Here is a 16,755-nt window from a genome sequence, read left to right as displayed (position 1 = left end):
GAGGAACTGCGCGAGCAACCACCCCACGTGCGGATGGCCGTGCGCGTTGGGGACCATCCGCACAGGGTGGTTTCTCGCGCAGTTCCTCGCGCCCCTGGGGTGGGTGCAAGCGCATGCTGGTGGGGTGACTTCCGTCAGTAGGCGTGGGGCCCTCGCCCTTGGGGCCGGGGTGGTGCTCGGCGTGGCCGGGTGCACGTCGTCCGGCAGGCGCGCGACGGCCACGGCGTCCTCTCCCCTGCGCCCGTCGCCGACCGCCGCGCCGTCCAGCCTGAGCCCCAGTCCCAGTACCAGCCCCAGCGCGTCAGCGACCCTGCACGTCACCGCGCCCTGGCGGCCCAGCCCCAATGACATCCAGCCACAGGTGAAGCTGCGCGCCGTCCGCCTGATCGAGGCACTCGGGACGTGGCCCCTCGGCGGGCAGGGCGTCGAGGCCGCGCGGAAGCGGGCGGCGGACGCGGGGTACGACCCGGCGCTCGCCGATCAGGCCGGCGCGCTGCTGGGCAGCGCGCCGGAGGCCGCGCTGCAGGTGCTGGAGGCGCAGTACGGGGGGATCCTGAGCGACTCCGCGAGCGTGCTGGTGGTCTGCCGCCAGTACACGCCGGGGAACGACAGCGGCGGCACCACCGTCGACGTGCGGCTCAGCGCCGCCTCGCCGCAGTGGAACGTGACCGCGCTGCACCCGGCCGTGCCCGGACCTCCCGCCGCGTCGCTGACGAGCGCGGCGCGGGCGGTCCTCGCCGACGCGGAGGCGGTCACGCTGCCGCCCGCCGCGCACGCGGACGTGCTGAGCGGCAACGTCCACGACAGCGCACTGAACGGCATGCTGACGCTCGCCCGCAGCTACCGCATCATGCTGAGCGTGGTCCGCTCCGGTCACCCGATCGACGTCTTCGGCACGACCCGCCCGAGCGACCATCCCCAGGGCCGCGCCTTCGACGTGTGGACGATCGACGGGCAGGCCGTCGTCGACCCGGCCACGCCCCGCTCGCTCGTGGAGAGCTTCATGCGCGCCGCGGCCGCCGCCGGCTCCTACAACGTCGGCGGGCCCTACCTGCTCTCCGGCAGCGGCAACCAGTTCTTCAGCGACGACACCCACCACGACCACGTCCACGTCGGGTTCGACTACTAGAGCTAGAGCTCGTCCGGCAGCCCGAACCACCGCAGCACGCTGCCCTCGAAGCGGGACAGGGCGCAGATCCGGTCGCCGCGCTGCGTGATGACGATGAGTCCGGTCGCGCGCCGGCGGCCGTCCGCCGCGCGGAGGTAGGCGCCGAACGCGGGCTGGCCGTTGGCGTGGGTGGGGACCAGGTCGAACCGGCGCCCCACGCCGAAGAGCGCGGCGACGAAGCGGCCGACGACGTCGCGGCCCTGGTACTCGAAGGGGATGGGGGGCATCGACATGAAGACGTCGTCGGTCAGCAGGGTCACCAAGGTCTCGAGGTCCGCCGCCTCGTACGCGGTGACGAACCTCGCGACGAGCGCGTCCTCGGAGGCGGCCGGGACCTCGCCCACCCCGGCGGGCGCGCGCCGTTCGAGTGTCGTCCGCGCACGCTTCAGCGCGCTGTTGACCGACTCGACCGTCGCGTCCAGCATCGCGGCGACCTCACTCGCGTGGAAGCCGAGGACGTCGCGCAGGACCAGCACCGCCAGCTGACGGGGCGGCAGCAGCTGAAGGGCCGTCACGAAGGCCAGCGAGATCGACTCCCGCTGCTCGTAGCGGGCGTCGGGCCCCGGCGGCGGCTGCTCCAGCAGCTCGTCGGGGAAGGGCTCGAGCCACACCGCCTCGCCGAGCCTGGTGGGCTCGGGCGGAACGACGCCGGGGATGTTCCACTCCCGCGCGCTGCGGCGCTTGGCCGCGCGCAGCGCGTTGAGGCAGCGGTTGGTGGCGATCCGGTAGAGCCAGGTCCGCAGCGAGGCGCGGCCCTCGTAGCCGTCGAGGCCCTGCCAGGCGGCCAGCAGCGTGTCCTGGAGCGCGTCCTCGGCGTCCTGGAGGGAGCCCAGCATCCGGTAGCAGTGCACCTGCAGTTCGCGGCGGTGCGGCTCGGTCAGCTCCCGGAACGCCTCGCCGTCCCCTGCCCTCGCCCGCTCGATCAACTCGGCGCTCACGTCTCACTCTCCTCGAACGAACAGCGCTTCTCTCCCGGGCAGACACCGGCCGGGGCACGAACTGGGCGGTCCCGGCCCGCCCAGTCTTCCCCGTCCCCGCTGTCTGCACCTGCGACATCACACCAAGGAGGCAGAGATGTTGCTCAAGGACAAGATCGCGGTGGTCTACGGGGCCGGCGGAGCGATCGGCGGCGCGGTCGCGCAGGCCTTCGCCGCGGAAGGGGCGACGGTCTTCGCGACCGGTCGCCGCTACGCGCCGGTCGAGCTCGTCACCAAGGAGATCGTCGCCGCGGGCGGCTCGGCCGAGGCGACCGAGCTGGACGCGTTGGACGGGCAGGCCGTGGAGGCCCACCTGCGGACGGTGGTGGAGCGCGCCGGACGGGTCGACATCTCGTTCAACGCCGTCGGCCTGCCGGACGCGCCGATCCTGGGGACCCCGATGGCGGAGCTGGACGTCGAGACGTTCCTGCAACCCGTCACGGACTACGCGCGGGCCTACTTCCAGACCGCGACCGCCGCCGCACGGCAGATGCTGCCGAAGGGGTCGGGGGTCATCATGACCGTCACGGCGCTGCCGGCCCGCAGCGGCAGCACACTGAACGGCGGCTACGGGCCGGCGGCCGCCGCGAAGGAGGCCCTCACCCGCGACCTCTCGGCGGAGCTCGCACCGCACGGCATCCGCGTGGTGGGCCTGCGCCCGCACGGGCTGCCGGAGACGCCCTCGCTCCGCGAGGTGTTCGAAGCGAAGGCGCCCGCGCTCGGCCTGAGCTGGGAGCAGTTCCAGGACTACCTCGCCGGTACCAACCACGCCCGGCGGACCATGAAGCTGCGCGAGGTGGCCGACCTGGCCGTCTTCATGGCCTCGGACCGGGCCAGCGGCATGACGGGCACCAACGTCAACCTCTCGATGGGCCGCCTGGACGACTGAGCGCAGAGAAACGAAGACAAGGGTGCCCCGGACCGCCACGCGATCCGGAGCACCCTCACGCGAGGGACCTCAGTGCGCCGGGGGCGCGTCCGCGGCCGCCGGGCCGCCGAGGGCCTTCAGCGGGACCTCCTTCAGCACCAGCGCGAAGCCGAGCGCGATCACGATGAACGGAACACCGATCAGGAACAGGTCGCCGATGGCGTGCGCGAAGGCCCCCGTGACGTGGTGCTTGACCGGCTCCGGCAGCGCCTTGATGGCCTGGACGTTGTTGGTGTCCATGCCCTTGAGCGCGCCCGCGCCCTTCGGGGAGTGGGCGAACTCCTGCTTCAGGTAGTGGGCCAGCCGGCTGGTCAGCACGGTGCCGAAGATCGCCGTGCCGATGGACGCGCCGATCTGGCGGAAGAACGTGGCCGAGGCGGTGGCGACGCCCATGTCGCGGAAGTCGACCGCGTTCTGCACCGCGGTGACCACCGTCTGCATGGTGAGGCCCAGACCCGCGCCGAAGGCGAAGGCGAACAGCGCGACCTGCCAGTACGGCGTGGTGTTGGTCAGCGTCGAGAGCAGCAGCAGCGAGCCGATGATGACCAGCGCGCCGATGATCGGGAAGATCTTGTACTTGCCCGTCTTGGCCATCACCCGGCCGGAGCTGATGGCGGTGGCCATGATGCCCGCGACGGCGGGCAGCATGCCGAGGCCGGACTTGGTGGCGGACATGCCCTGCACGGCCTGGAGGTAGACCGGCAGGTAGATGATGCCGCCGAACATCGCGAAACCGGCGAAGAAGCCGAAGCCGTTGCCGATCCGGAAGACCGGGTTGCGGAAGAGCCGCATCGGCAGGATCGGCTCCTTGGCGCGCTGCTCGACCAGCACGAACAGCACGGTCAGCAGGATCGAGCCGATGCACAGGGCCAGGCCCTGCCAGCTGGTCCAGCCGTAGCTGGTACCGGCCCAGTTCAGGTAGAGCAGCAGGCTGGTGACGGCGGTGACGATGAGCGTCGAGCCCAGGTAGTCGATCTTGTGCTCGCGGCGGTTGACCGGCAGCTTGAGCGCGAAGGAGCAGACGACCAGCGCGCCGATGCCGACGGGCAGGTTGATGTAGAAGATCCAGCGCCAGCCGATGGAGTCGGTGAACCAGCCGCCGAGCAGCGGGCCGGCCACGCTGGAAAGGCCGAAGACGGCGCCCATCAGACCCTGGTAGCGGCCACGCTCGCGCGGAGGTATGACGTCACCGATGATCGCGAAGGCGAGCGACATCAGACCGCCGCCGCCGATGCCCTGGATGGCGCGGAAGCCGATCAGCTCGCCCATGTTCTGGCTGAGGCCCGCCAGCGCCGAGCCGATCAGGAAGATCACGATCGCGGCCTGGAAGATGATCCGGCGGCCGTACAGGTCGGAGATCTTGCCCCAGAGCGGCGTGGCCGCCGTCGAGGTGAGCAGGTAGGCGGTGACCACCCAGGAGAGCTTGTCGATGCCGCCGAGCTGGCTGACGATGGTGGGCAGCGCGGTGCCGACGATGCTCTGGTCGAGAGCGGCCAGCAGCATGCCGGCCATGAGGCCGCCCATGACGACCATGATCTGCTTGTGGCTGAGGTAGTTGGGGCCGTCGGCCGGAGCCTCCGGACCGGGCGGGGTGACCGGGGTGTCGGTCGAGATCTCTGACATGCCAGGCACCGTACTGCATGGGTAGGACAACCGATACGGCGGGGCTAGCCTTACGGCAAGTAAGCTGCGCGAACGAGCCCGAGGGTGCTCGAACTGTCCGGAAAAGTCCCACCACCTGCCCGGCTCGTCCCCCGAACTCGTGGCCGCCGCTTGCCAGCACCCGCACTCCCGCCGCTAACGTGCCAGCATGCAGACGGACGATCGACGCGCAGCCGACCTGGAGGAGCTGGGCCTCACGAACTACGAGGCCCGGGTGTACCTCGCCCTGATCCGCCGCGACGTCTTCACCGCGGCAGAAGTCGCCAGGGAGGCGGGAGTCCCGCGACAGCGCGTCTACGACGTGCTGGAGGGCCTGATCCGTCGGCAGCTCGCCGTGCTCCACCCCGGCCGGGTCGCCGGGTACTCCGCCGTTGCCCCCGACACCGCCGTGGAGCGGCTGATCGAGCAGCAGCGGCGCTCCCTCGGGCGGCTGGAGCGCCTCTCCAGCGAGCTCGCCCGCGAGCTCACGCCCACCTTCGACAGCGGCCGCACCCACACCGACCCGCTCGACTACGTCGAGGTGCTGCGGGACCCGGCCGACATCGGCGAGCGGTTCGCCCGCCTGCAGACCACGGCCGAGCGGGAGCTGCTCAGCTTCTCCAAGCCGCCGTGGTTCACCCCGCCGGAGAACCTGGCCGGCCTGGAGGCCAGCGCCCGGCTGCACGCCGCCGGCCGCACCGTGCGCTCGGTCTACTCGCGCGAGGTCCTGGACGACCCGGCGCTGGTCGAGGTGATGCACCTGTTCGTGGACGCCGGCGAGGAGATCCGGATCGCCGACGAGCTGCCGCTCAAGATGATCATCGCGGACGGCTCCACGGTCCTGTGCGACATGCCGGACCCGGTGGCGCGCGACAGCGCGACCACCTCCCTGTGCATCCGGCACCCCTCGCTGGCCGAGGCGCTGCAGTTGGCGTTCGGCGCCATCTGGGACAACAGCCTGACGCTCGCCGAGGCCCTGAAGGACCGTCAGCCGACGGCCTCCTCGGAGCCCGAGGCCTCGAAGGACGCGGAACCGGACCCCTCCCAGGCCTGAGGCTCGTCCCGCAACAGCCGGCGCAGCACCTTGCCGAGCATGTTGCGGGGCAGCGGGTCCACCCGGAACTCCACGATCTTCGGCACCTTGTAGCCGGTGAGCCGGGCGGCGCAGTACTCGATCAGCGCCCGCTCGGTCAGCCGGCTGCCCCGCCGCACGATCACGCACGCCTTGACCGTCTCGCCCCGGTAGGAGTCCGGCACGCCCACCACGGCCGCGTCGGCCACCGCCGGGTGCGCCAGCAGCACGTCCTCGATCTCGCTCGGGAAGATACTGAACCCCGAGGCGATGATGACGTCGCGCTTGCGGTCGATGACGGTGACGAAGCCGTCCGGGCTCATCACCGCGATGTCGCCGGTGAACAGCCAGCGGTCGTGCAGCATCGCCGCGCTCTCCTCGCGCTCGTGCCAGTAGCCCGCGAAGACCTGCGGCCCGCGCACCACCAACTCCCCCGCCTCGCCGTACGGCTGGTCCCGGCCGGGATCGTCCTCGGCGACGATGCGGACCTCGGTCCCCGGCAGCGGGATGCCGACCGTGCCCGGACGGGCGTTGCGGTTCAGCGGATTGGCCAGCACCACGGGTGACGCCTCGGAGAGCCCGTAGCCCTCGACGAGCCGGGCGCCGGTCAGCTCCTGGAAGCGGTCCACGGTCTCCGGCTCCAGCCGCATCGCGCCGGAGATGCAGTAACGCACGGAACGCAGCGCCCGGTTGAGCGCCGGGCCGTGCTTCTCCGCCTCCTTCATCAGCGCCTGGTACATCGGCGGCACGCCGGGGAAGAGCGTCGGCCGCTCGCGGCGCATCGTCCTCACCACGAGCTCGGGGTCGAAGTTCGGCAGCAACACCGTCCGCGCCCCGGCCGCGGCGGCGACCCCGAGGCACATGGTCATCCCGTAGACGTGGAACATCGGCAGGCAGGCCAGCAACGTCTCGCGTCCCGGCCGCAGTTGGGGATACCAGGCGCGCACCTGGAGGGCGTTGGCGACGAGGTTGCGGTGCGTCAGCATCGCGCCCTTGGGTGTGCCGGTGGTGCCACCGGTGTACTGCAGCACGGCCACCGCGGTCCGCGGACTGACCGGCCCGAGCGCGGCGCCGCCACCTCTGGGCGGCCGGCGCGGCACGTCGGCGAACCGTACGGCGTCCGCGCCTTCGGGCAGGGCCGTGGTCAACTTACCGCGCAGCGCGCGGGACCGGGCCAGCGGCAGCTTGAGCGCGAGGCGCGCCCGCAGCGGCAACGCGTCCGCGAGGGGGGCGACGACGACATGCCGCAGCGCGGTCCGGCCCCGCACCGCGTCGACGCGCGCGAAGGCGCCGTCGAAGACGACGGCGACGGTGGCGCCGCTGTCGCCCAGCTGGTGGGCCAGTTCGGACTCGGTGTAGAGGGGGTTGGTCGGGACGACGACCGCGCCCAACCGCAGGGTGGCGTAGAACGCCACCACGTACTGCGGGCAGTTGGGCAGCACGAGGGCCACGCGGTCACCGCGGACGACCCCCAGCGCGGCGAGCCCCTCGGCGAAGCGCGCGACGGCGCGGTTCAACGCGCGGTAGCTGGTCCTGCGCCCGAGGAACACCAGGGCGGTCCGCCGCCCGTGCTTCGCGGCGGCCTCGCCCAGCAGACCGTGCACGGGCAGGTTCGGAATGCTGATCTTGTGCGGTACCCCGGTCGCGTAATACCGGTGCCACGGCTCCCCACCGCCGGCCACGGGCGCCCCCTCGCTGACGCGCTGTATCACAGAGCCAAGATCGTGACAGCCGCACATATCAGCTGACAAGAGCCCTGCAGCACGCTTGAGGGGCTCAGTACCAGTTGTGGGCCTGCCAGAACGCCCACGCGGCGTTCGGGCTGCCGTAGGTGGAGTCCATGTAGCTGAGCGCCCAGCGGATCTGGGTGGCCGGGTTGGTCTGCCAGTCCGCGCCGGCGGAGGCCATCTTGGAGCCCGGGAGCGCCTGGGCCAGGCCGTACGCGCCGGAGGAGGGGTTGGTCGCCGTGACGTTCCAGCCGCTCTCGTGGGAGATGATCTGGTCGAACGAGGCCAGCTGGTCGGCGGGGACGATCTGCGCGGCGATCTCCTGCGGGCTACCGGACGGGGCCGCCGGCGCCTGCTGCTGGACCGGCTGGCGCTGCTGGGAGCGGTTCGCGGCCTGCTGCGCGGCGCGCTGCGCCGCCGCCTGGTCCGCGGCAGCCTTCTCCGCCGCGGCCTTATGCGCGGCAGCCTTGTCGGCGGCGGCCTTCTCGTCCGCGGCCTTCTTCGCGGCGGCGGCCTTCGCCTCGGCCGCCGCCTTCTGCTCCGCCGCGGCCTTCGCGGCAGCGGCCTTCGCAGCCGCCTCCTGGGAGGCCTGCGCGCTCGCGCTGGCGACGGCGGCCTTCGCGTTGGGGTCCGCGACCGCGGAGGACGCGCCGTTGCCCGGAAGTGCCACCGCGGCGGTCGCGGCGAGGCCCACGGCGGCGACGGAGCCGACGATGGCGATGCCGCGCTTGCGCAGGCTGAACGAGGGCAGGGAAGGCATGGAAGAAGCTCTCAATCGCTCGACTGGTCGGCTGCCGACCGCGACCCGCAGCACGGGACAGGTGCGCTGCGAGGTCGGACGGCGCCGACGGCCATTGATAACAAGCCGCGACCACGCGGTCCAAAGCCGCCTTCTACTACGCGACTCCGTAGTGGAACACCGTTCGCCGAACAGCCCGTCGAGGGGCGTGGCAAAGCTGCGGCGAAGATCGCCAGACGACGTAAGCCCTGTGTGAAGGGTCTGCACACGCAAAAAGGCCCGGGATCCGGAAAACGGCGCACCGAACCCGGGATCCGGACAAAGGATCAACTATGCGCGATCGTAGGACCCGCTCCGCGTGTGGCGGGCCTCACATGATCAGGGCCCCGCTTCGTCATGAAAGAAGTCAGCGGGCGCCGCATACGCGGCGCCCGCTGGGAGAAGCAATGGAGAAAGGAGTCGTCAGCGCACCGTCAGCCGGGCGGTGAGGGCGAGAAGGGTGAGGGTCCGCTCGCGCTCGATCTCGTCCAGCGGCGAGAGCAGCCGCTCCTGGGCCTCGGAGACGCCGGAGGCGACCTCCTCCAGCAGGCGCGCGCCCGCGGGAGCCAGCGCCAGCAGGTTGCGACGGCCGTCGGACGGGTCGCGCCGGCGCAGCACCAGGCCACGGCGGACGAGGCGGCTGATCAGCTCGGCCATGGTCGCCTTGTCGAGCGAGGTGCGCTCGCCGACCGTGCGCTGGTCGATGTCCGGCTCCACGGACAGCGCGTCCAGCACGGCGTGCTGCGGCGCGGTGAGCTCGGCCGAGACCAGCTCCGTCCACAGCCGCGTGTGCACCTGCTGGGCCACCCGGATCAGGTAGCCGACGACGCGTGGCGCGTCCAGCAGCGGACGGGCGTCCACCATGGTCTCCAGCGCGAGGTTCTCCATCCGCGCCATGCGTGCCAGCGCCATCATCAGCTCGGAGCGCTCGGGCTCCGTCAGCGGCACGAGCAGCTCGCGCTGGACCACCGCGACGCCGGCCGAGGCCGCCTGCATGACCTGCTCGCCGTGGGGCGAGAGGGTCAGCAGCTTGCGGCGGCCGTCCGCGGGGTCGCGGCGGCGCAGCACCACGCCGCGGCGGACCAGGCGACCGACCATTTCGGCCATGGTCGCCTTGTCCAGCGAGGCGCGCTCGCCGACCGTGCGCTGGTCGGCCCCGGGCTCGAGAGCCAGGGCGATGAGCGCGGCGTACTGCGGCGCGGTGAGCTCGCCGCCGACGTGCTCGGCCCACAGTCGCGTGTGGACCTGCTGGGCTATGCGGATCAGTTGACCAGGCGACTGGGACAAGCGGATCGGCGTGCCCGTCATGTCGATATCCCCCAGCACCATAGGACCGTCCTGAAGTGTTCCCGACGCTTGATAGCCCTGTGGGTGGGCGCGTTCGGATCGTGAGCGGCGCGACCGTGGGGAAGCCCCATGTGGGGGTCCTGTGTACGGAGTTTTCGGCCGGACAGCCGTCGGCTGCTGGCCGACACTATACAAACCAGACAGACCAGAGCGACATGGCCCAGAGGGCCGCGATCCAATCGTGATCCGACTCGATCGTTGGTGTTCGACTCAGATCGGTTGCAAGCTCCTGAGCAAAAGCTCGGCAAAGGAAGCACCAATGGCCAGGGGGGTCAGTTCGCCGTCGGCGCGATACCAGCTCCCGAGATGGTGTACGCCCCCGAAGAACTGATGGGTGACCAGATCCGCCGGGAGGTCCGCGCGGAACACCCCGTCGCTCTGTCCCTCCTCGATCAGCGCCCGGAACCGCTCGTGATAGCGCCGGCGGTCGGCCCGCACCTGGGCCTGGCGGTCGGCCGGAAGCATGTGCATCGAACGGAAGGAGACCATCGCGTCGTCGAGGTGCTCCAGGGTGGTGACCACTACATCGGCCGCGGCAGCGCGCAGCCGCTCGGCCACCGGGCCCGGGGTCTCCGCGATGTCCGCCAGCCGCTGCGCCTGCACCAGCAGCAGCCGGGTGTAGATCTGCTGCAGCAGATCGTCCTTGGAGGCGTAGTAGTGGTACATCGCGCCCTTGGTCACGCCGGCCAGCTCCACGATGTCCTGCACCGAGGTGGGGGCGAAGCCGCGCTCCGCGAAGAGCCGGCTGGCGGCGGCGAGCAGCCGCTCCTGCACGGGGACCGCCATGTCGACGCGGGCTGCCATGGGCGTCCTCTCTCCGTACCTCACTGCTGTCAACGTGGTGCGCACCACGCGCGAGCCACTCTAGTCCACATACCTACTAGTCGGTATCGTGACCGGCATGAGCACTCCGACGCCTCCGGGGCTGGACCTCGACCGGCTCCGCACCCACCTCGGCACCGGGCCGCTGACGGCCGCGCTGATCTCCGGCGGCAAGTCCAATCTGACCTACCGGCTCACCGACGGCAACCACCGCTGGGTGCTCCGCCGCCCGCCGCTCGGCCACGTGCTGGCCACCGCCCACGACATGGCCCGCGAGCACCGTGTCATCGCCGCCCTCGCGCCCACCCCCGTGCCGGTGCCCACCGTCCACCTGCTCTGCGAGGACACCGAGGTCATCGGCGCCCCCTTCTATCTGATGGACGAGGTGCAGGGCACCGTCTACCGCACCGCCGAGGACGCCGCCGGGCTCAGCCCCGAGCGGGCCCGCACGCTCTCCTTCCGCCTCATCGACGTGCTCGCCGAGCTGCACGCGGTGCGGCCCGCGGAGGTCGGCCTGGCCGAGTTCGGCCGCCCGGACGGATACATGGAGCGCCAGGTCTCCCGCTGGCACCGCCAGTTCGAGGGCTCCCGCAGCCGTGACATCCCCGGGATGGAGGAGCTGCAGCAGCGCCTGAGCGAGGGCGTCCCCGCCGCGCAGCGGGCCGCCGTGGTCCACGGCGACTACCGGCTGGACAACACCATCGCGGCCCCGGACGACACCATTGCCGCCGTGCTCGACTGGGAGATGGCCACCCTCGGCGATCCGCTCGCCGACCTCGGCCTGATGAAGGTGTACTGGGACATCGCGGGCCGGATGCCCGGCAACCCCGTCGCCGGCGCCGTCAGCCCCGAGCTGGGCTTCCCCGCGATGCGCGAGCTCGAGGAGCGCTACGCCGCCACCACCGGCCTCGACCTCACTCCCCTGCCCTGGTACACCGCCTTCGGCCAGTACAAGCTCGCGGTCATCGCCGAGGGCATCCACTACCGCTTCACCCAGGGCAAGACCGTCGGCGACGGCTTCTCCCACCTCGGCGCGATGGTCCCGCCGTTGGTCGCCCTCGCTCTGGACACCATGAACGGGAAGGCGGCCGGCTGATGGACTTCGGCTACGACGAGCGGACGCTGGAGCTGCGGGAGCGGCTGCTGGCCTTCATGGACGAGTGCGTCTACCCGGCCGAGCCGGTCGCGGCCCAGCAGTTGCGGGAGGCCGACGACATCTGGGCGCGCCCGGCGGTGATGGCCGAGCTCAAGGCGGAGGCGCGGCGGCGGGGGCTGTGGAACCTGTTTCTTGTAGACCAGCACAGCCTGCCGAACGCGGAGCACGGCGCGGGTCTGACGAACCTTCAGTACGCGCCGCTCGCCGAGATCACCGGCCGCAGCCCGTACCTCGCACCGGAGGCGCTCAACTGCGCGGCCCCGGACACCGGGAACATGGAGGTGCTGGCCGAGTTCGGCACCCCCGAGCAGCAGAAGCGCTGGCTGACCCCGCTGTTGGCGGGCGAGATCCGCTCCGCGTTCTGCATGACCGAGCCCGAGGTCGCCTCCTCCGACGCGGCCAACATCGCGACGCGGATCGAGCGCGACGGCGACTCCTACGTCATCAACGGCCGCAAGTGGTGGTCCTCGGGGGCGATGAGTCCCGAATGCGAGATCTTCGTCGTCATGGGCCGCACCGACCCGAACGCCGAGAAGCACCGCCAGCAGAGCATGATCCTGGTCCCGCGGGACACCCCGGGCGTGGACGTGCGGCGCGGCATGGAGGTCTTCGGCTACACCGACGGTGCCCACGGCGGCCACGCCGAGATCGTCTTCACCGACGTGCGCGTCACCGCCGAGAACCTCATCGCCGGCGAGGGCCTCGGCTTCGCCATCGCCCAGGCCCGGTTGGGGCCGGGCCGGATCCACCACTGCATGCGTCTGATCGGCATGGCCGAGCGGGCGGTGGAGCTGATGTGCCGTCGGGTCGTCTCGCGGACGGCCTTCGGCAAGCCGCTGGCCGAGCAGGGCGTGATCCAGGAGTGGATCGCCGAGTCCCGGGTGCGCATCGAGCAGTTGCGCCTGCTGGTGCTCAAGACCGCCTGGCTGATGGACACCGTCGGCAACAGGGGCGCCCACACCGAGATCCAGGCCATCAAGATCGCCACCCCGGCCACGGTCGAGTGGATCCTCGACAAGGCCATCCAGGCCCACGGCGCGGGCGGCGTCTCCCAGGACTACCCGCTCGCCCAACTCTGGGCCGCGGCGCGGACGCTGCGCTTCGCCGACGGACCCGACGAGGTCCACAGGCGGTCGCTGGCGCGCCGCGAGCTCAAGCCCTACCTTGCCTGATCAGTTCACCCACTCACCCTCAGGAGAAGCACTCTCATGACCGAGCAGAACCGCGTCGCCATCGTCACCGGAGCGGCGCGCGGCATCGGCGCCGCGACCGCGATCCGCCTGGCCGCGGACGGCTTCGCCGTCGCGGTGATCGACCTGGAGGAGTCGGCCGGCAAGGACACCGTCGAGAAGATCACCGCGGCGGGCGGCAAGGCCGTCGCCGTCGGCGCCGACGTCAGCAACGGCGAGCAGGTCGCGGCCGCGGTCGAGCGCGTCGTCGCCGAGCTGGGCGTGCCGACCGTCCTGGTCAACAACGCCGGTGTGCTGCGCGACAACCTGCTGTTCAGGATGTCCGAGTCGGACTGGGACACCGTCATGAACGTGCACCTCAAGGGCGCGTTCCTGATGTCCAAGGCCTGCCAGAAGCACATGGTCGACGAGCGCTACGGCCGCATCGTCAACCTGTCGTCGTCCAGCGCGCTGGGCAACCGCGGCCAGGCCAACTACAGCGCCGCCAAGGCCGGTCTGCAGGGCTTCACCAAGACGCTGGCCAAGGAGCTGGGCCAGTTCGGCATCACCGCGAACGCGGTGGCCCCCGGCTTCATCGCCACGGACATGACCGCGGCGACCGCGGAGCGTGTCGGCATGGGCTTCGAGGAGTTCAAGACGGCTGCGGCCGCGATGATCCCGGTCAACCGCGTGGGCGTGCCGGAGGACATCGCGCACACCATCTCCTTCCTGGTGAGCGAGGGCGCGGGCTTCGTCTCCGGCCAGGTCATCTACGTCGCCGGCGGCCCGCTGGACTAGCGCGTAGCGCCAGGGGCGCGGGGACCTCGCGCAGTTCCTCGCGCCGCTGGGGAGTGCAACCCATTCAGAGTCGAAAGGTGATCGTCTCGTGGATGCTGAACTGACCCGCGCGATCAGCGGCTTGCTGACAGCGCACGACCCCGCGACCACCCCCGTCGCGGACTTCCTCGGTGCGCGGTTCGACGCCGGGCTCGCGTGGGTGCACTTTCCCGAAGGGCTCGGCGGCCGGTCCGCGCCGAGAGCGGTCCAGCAGGAGGTGAACGATGCCTTCGCCGCTGCCGGGGCCCCCACGCTCGACAGCGGACGACACGGCATCGGGCTCGGGATGGCGGCGCCGACGCTGCTCGCGCACGGGAGTGACGAGGTGCGGCGCCGTTTCCTCCGGCCGCTGTGGACCGGGGAGGAGGTCTGGTGCCAGCTCTTCTCCGAGCCCGGTGCCGGCTCGGACCTCGCGGCGCTCGGGACGCGCGCCGTGCGCGAGGGTGAGGACTGGATCGTCGACGGCCAGAAGGTGTGGACGTCCCTCGCCCACGAGGCCGACTGGGCGATCCTGGTCACCCGCACCGACCCGGACGTCCCCAAGCACCGCGGCATGACGTACTTCGTCTGCGACAGGCACGCCCCCGGCGTGGAGGTCCGACCGCTGCGCCAGGCCACCGGCGAGGCCGAGTTCAACGAGGTCTTCCTGACCGGTGTCCGCATCCCCGACGCGCACCGGCTCGGTGCCGTCGGTGACGGGTGGCGCGTCGCGCAGACGACGCTGATGAACGAGCGCGTCGCCATCGGCGGTCACGCCGAGCCCCGCGAGGGAGGCATGATCGGCGTGCTCGCCCGCACCTGGCGCGAGCACCCCGAGCTGCACACGCCCGCCCAGCAGGACGCGCTGCTGCGGCTCTGGGTCGACGCCGAAGCCGCGCGGCTCACCTCGGAGCGGCTGCGACAGCAGCTCGCCGCCGGGCAACCGGGGCCGGAGGGCAGCGCGGCGAAGCTCGCCTTCGCCCGGCTGAACCAGCAGATCTCCGGCCTGGAGCTGGACCTGCTCGGCGCCGAAGGGCTGGAGTACCACGACTGGAGCTTCCGGCGCCCCGCCCACCCGTCGATGCTCGACGGCAGCCCGGGCTACCGGTACCTGCGCGCCAAGGGCAACTCGATCGAGGGCGGCACCTCGGAGATCCTGCGCAACATCATCGCCGAGCGGGTGCTGGGGCTGCCCCAGGAGATCCGCGTCGACAAGGACGTCGCCTGGAAGGACCTGCCCCGATGAGCGGCGACACAGACCTGGGCTACAGCGAGGTCGAGGAAGAACTGCGCGCCAACGTCCGTGCGCTGCTGGCCGATCGGGCCCCCGCGCAGGCAACCCTCGCCCGCACCGAGACGGAGCAGACCACCGACCTCGCCCTGTGGCGGGCGCTGGCCGGCGAGCTCGGCGTCACCGGCCTGCCCGTGCCGGAGGAGCTGGGCGGCGCCGGCGCGAGCTGGCGCGAGGTCGCCGTCGTGCTGGAGGAGCTGGGACGCGCCGTCGCGCCGGTCCCCTACTTCGGCAGCTGCGTGCTGGCGACGGCCGCACTGCTCACGATCGGCGAGCGCAAGATCCTGCCGCAACTCGCCTCCGGCGAGGCGATCGGGACGCTGGCCGTGCCCTTCGCGAAGCCGCCGGCCGGGGCCTTCCCCACCGACGTCCGGGTCTCGGGCGGTCTGCTCTCGGGCACGGTCCGGCACGTCGCCGACGCGCTCGCGGCGGACGTGCTGCTCGTCCCGGCGGTCGCCGAGGACGGGACGCCGGAGCTGTATGCCGTCACGGGCGCGTACGTCGAGCCGATGGTCTCGCTCGACATGACCCGCCAACTCGCCGTCGTCACCCTGGAGGAGGTCGAGGGCGTCCTGCTCGCCTCCGGCTCGAACGCGGCGGCGGCCGTCGGGGCGGCGCTGGAGTGGGGCGCGGCGCTGCTGGCCAGCGAGCAGCTGGGTGTGGCGGAGTGGGCGCTCACCACCACCGTCGCGTACGCCAAGGAGCGGCACCAGTTCGGCCGTCCGATCGGCTCGTTCCAGGCGGTCAAGCACCGGCTCGCGGACCTGTGGGTGCTGGTCACCCAGCTGCGCGCGGTCGCCCGCGCGGGCGCGGGCGCGGTGACGCGCGGGGTGGACGTCCCGCTGTGCTCGGCACTGGCCCAGGCGTTCGCTTCGGGCGCGGCGGTGACCGCCGCGGAGGAGGCGGTGCAGCTGCACGGCGGCATCGGCTTCACCTGGGAGCACCCGGCCCACCTCTACCTCAAGCGCGCCAAGAGCGCGTCCCTCGCCCTCGGCACCGCCGACCGCCACCGCGCGCGCATCGCCGAACTCGTCGACCTCGAAGTCTGAGCCTCGCGCCCCTGAGGCGGCGCAACTGAACCAATCACACAAGGAGCTCCACATGTCCAAGGTCGCAATCGTCACCGGCGCCAGCCGGGGGATCGGGTTTGCCGCAGCCCAGGCGCTGGTCGAGCGCGGGGACCGCGTGGTGATCACCGGGCGGGACGCCGCGTCCCTCGACGAGGCCGTCGCGGCGCTCGGCGGGCCGGAGGTCGCGCTCGGGGTCGCGGGCAAGTCGCACGACGCCGCGCACCGGGCCGAGACGGTCGAGCGGGCGATGGAGACGTTCGGACGGGTCGACCACCTGGTCAACAACGTCGGGACCAACCCCGTCTACGGCTCGATGGTCGACCTCGACCTCGACGCCGCGCGCAAGATCCTCGACATCAACGTGGTCGCCACCCTCGGCTGGGTGCAGCTGGTGCACAAGGCGTGGCAGGCCGAGCACGGCGGGGCGATCGTCAACGTCTCCTCCGTCTCCGCGCTCGGGCCCGCGCCCGGGATCGGGATGTATGGAGCCAGCAAGGCGGCGCTCGTGCAGCTGACCCAGCAGCTCGCCCACGAGCTCGCGCCGCGGGTGCGGGTCAACGCGGTCGCGCCGGCGGTGGTGCGCACGAAGTTCGCCGAGGCGCTGTTCGCCGGGCACGAGGAGCAGGTGGTCAAGAGCTACCCGCTCGGGCGGCTCGGTGAGCCGCAGGACGTGGGCGGGACCATCGCCTTCCTGCTCTCCGAGCAGGCGGCGTGGATCACCGGCCAGACGCTCGTGCTGGACGGCGGGCTGACGCTCGGCGGCGGGCTGGCCTGACGGCCTGATTGTGGCATT

15 protein-coding genes are annotated in these 16,755 nt (G+C 71.8%); 9 read left to right on the top strand and 6 right to left on the bottom strand.

The genetic code is table 11. The features are described 5' to 3' along the window. Nucleotides 1-361: 361 nt before the first annotated feature. On the top strand, nucleotides 362-1,129 hold the full coding sequence (locus DN069_RS05770) for a hypothetical protein (RefSeq protein WP_243638937.1): 768 nt from the start codon (nucleotides 362-364) through the stop codon (nucleotides 1,127-1,129). A 2-nt stretch (nucleotides 1,130-1,131) separates the two neighbouring features. On the opposite strand, the gene DN069_RS05765 is transcribed toward DN069_RS05770, so the two are convergent. Further along, a complete protein-coding gene (locus DN069_RS05765) occupies nucleotides 1,132-2,106 on the bottom strand; it encodes a sigma-70 family RNA polymerase sigma factor (protein WP_111499736.1) in 975 nt (324 codons plus the stop codon). Between the two features lie 136 nt (nucleotides 2,107-2,242). Here DN069_RS05765 and DN069_RS05760 point away from each other — a divergent pair, with 136 nt between their 5' ends. Next, nucleotides 2,243-3,034 (top strand): SDR family NAD(P)-dependent oxidoreductase, encoded by a 792-nt coding sequence (locus DN069_RS05760; RefSeq protein WP_111499735.1) that lies wholly within the window; start codon nucleotides 2,243-2,245, stop codon nucleotides 3,032-3,034. A 69-nt stretch (nucleotides 3,035-3,103) separates the two neighbouring features. On the opposite strand, the gene DN069_RS05755 is transcribed toward DN069_RS05760, so the two are convergent. Continuing rightward, nucleotides 3,104-4,696 carry an MDR family MFS transporter gene (locus DN069_RS05755; RefSeq protein ID WP_111499734.1) on the bottom strand — a complete coding sequence of 531 codons (1,593 nt, stop codon included), beginning with the start codon at nucleotides 4,694-4,696 and terminating at the stop codon, nucleotides 3,104-3,106. A gap of 187 nt (nucleotides 4,697-4,883) precedes the next feature. Between DN069_RS05755 and DN069_RS05750 the strand changes: the two genes are divergently transcribed. Next, nucleotides 4,884-5,768 carry a TrmB family transcriptional regulator gene (locus tag DN069_RS05750; RefSeq protein ID WP_111499733.1) on the top strand — a complete coding sequence of 295 codons (885 nt, stop codon included), beginning with the start codon at nucleotides 4,884-4,886 and terminating at the stop codon, nucleotides 5,766-5,768. On the opposite strand, the gene DN069_RS05745 is transcribed toward DN069_RS05750, so the two are convergent. From DN069_RS05745 to DN069_RS05730, 4 genes are all read right to left on the bottom strand, one after another. Beyond that, nucleotides 5,702-7,468 (bottom strand): AMP-binding protein, encoded by a 1,767-nt coding sequence (locus DN069_RS05745; RefSeq protein ID WP_207892056.1) that lies wholly within the window; start codon nucleotides 7,466-7,468, stop codon nucleotides 5,702-5,704. The two genes, DN069_RS05750 and DN069_RS05745, sit on opposite strands and share 67 nt — an antisense overlap. A gap of 94 nt (nucleotides 7,469-7,562) precedes the next feature. Next, entirely contained in the window at nucleotides 7,563-8,273 is a 711-nt protein-coding gene (locus tag DN069_RS05740; protein ID WP_111499731.1) for an aggregation-promoting factor C-terminal-like domain-containing protein, read from the bottom strand. A 441-nt stretch (nucleotides 8,274-8,714) separates the two neighbouring features. Beyond that, entirely contained in the window at nucleotides 8,715-9,620 is a 906-nt protein-coding gene (locus tag DN069_RS42565; RefSeq protein ID WP_111499730.1) for a MarR family winged helix-turn-helix transcriptional regulator, read from the bottom strand. Nucleotides 9,621-9,848: 228 nt separating this feature from the next. Continuing rightward, nucleotides 9,849-10,442, bottom strand: a complete 594-nt coding sequence (locus DN069_RS05730) for a TetR/AcrR family transcriptional regulator (protein ID WP_111499729.1) — start codon at nucleotides 10,440-10,442, stop codon at nucleotides 9,849-9,851. Between the two features lie 97 nt (nucleotides 10,443-10,539). Between DN069_RS05730 and DN069_RS05725 the strand changes: the two genes are divergently transcribed. From DN069_RS05725 to DN069_RS05700, 6 genes are all read left to right on the top strand, one after another. Continuing rightward, nucleotides 10,540-11,556, top strand: coding sequence for a phosphotransferase family protein (locus tag DN069_RS05725; RefSeq protein ID WP_111499744.1), 1,017 nt, complete (start codon nucleotides 10,540-10,542; stop codon nucleotides 11,554-11,556). Then, complete coding sequence (locus DN069_RS05720; RefSeq protein WP_111499728.1) at nucleotides 11,556-12,788, top strand: acyl-CoA dehydrogenase family protein; 1,233 nt, start codon at nucleotides 11,556-11,558, stop codon at nucleotides 12,786-12,788. The genes DN069_RS05725 and DN069_RS05720 overlap by 1 nt, the downstream gene beginning before the upstream one ends. 36 nt (nucleotides 12,789-12,824) lie before the next feature. Further along, nucleotides 12,825-13,583 carry a 3-oxoacyl-ACP reductase FabG gene (gene fabG / locus DN069_RS05715; RefSeq protein ID WP_111499727.1) on the top strand — a complete coding sequence of 253 codons (759 nt, stop codon included), beginning with the start codon at nucleotides 12,825-12,827 and terminating at the stop codon, nucleotides 13,581-13,583. An 88-nt stretch (nucleotides 13,584-13,671) separates the two neighbouring features. Continuing rightward, nucleotides 13,672-14,847, top strand: a complete 1,176-nt coding sequence (locus DN069_RS05710) for an acyl-CoA dehydrogenase family protein (RefSeq protein ID WP_111499726.1) — start codon at nucleotides 13,672-13,674, stop codon at nucleotides 14,845-14,847. Beyond that, nucleotides 14,844-15,941: an acyl-CoA dehydrogenase family protein gene (locus DN069_RS05705; protein WP_111499725.1), complete on the top strand. Its 1,098-nt coding sequence runs from the start codon at nucleotides 14,844-14,846 to the stop codon at nucleotides 15,939-15,941. The genes DN069_RS05710 and DN069_RS05705 overlap by 4 nt, the downstream gene beginning before the upstream one ends. A 52-nt stretch (nucleotides 15,942-15,993) precedes the next feature. Continuing rightward, complete coding sequence (locus DN069_RS05700) at nucleotides 15,994-16,737, top strand: SDR family oxidoreductase (RefSeq protein ID WP_111499724.1); 744 nt, start codon at nucleotides 15,994-15,996, stop codon at nucleotides 16,735-16,737. The last annotated feature ends 18 nt before the right edge of the window (nucleotides 16,738-16,755 follow it).

Origin of the sequence: Streptacidiphilus pinicola (assembly GCF_003258295.1) — a bacterium.
In the GTDB taxonomy this organism is placed as follows: Bacteria; Actinomycetota; Actinomycetes; order Streptomycetales; family Streptomycetaceae; genus Streptacidiphilus; species Streptacidiphilus pinicola.
The sequence above is the reverse complement of the archived record's forward strand: the minus strand, read 5'-3'. Positions and strand labels throughout refer to the sequence as shown.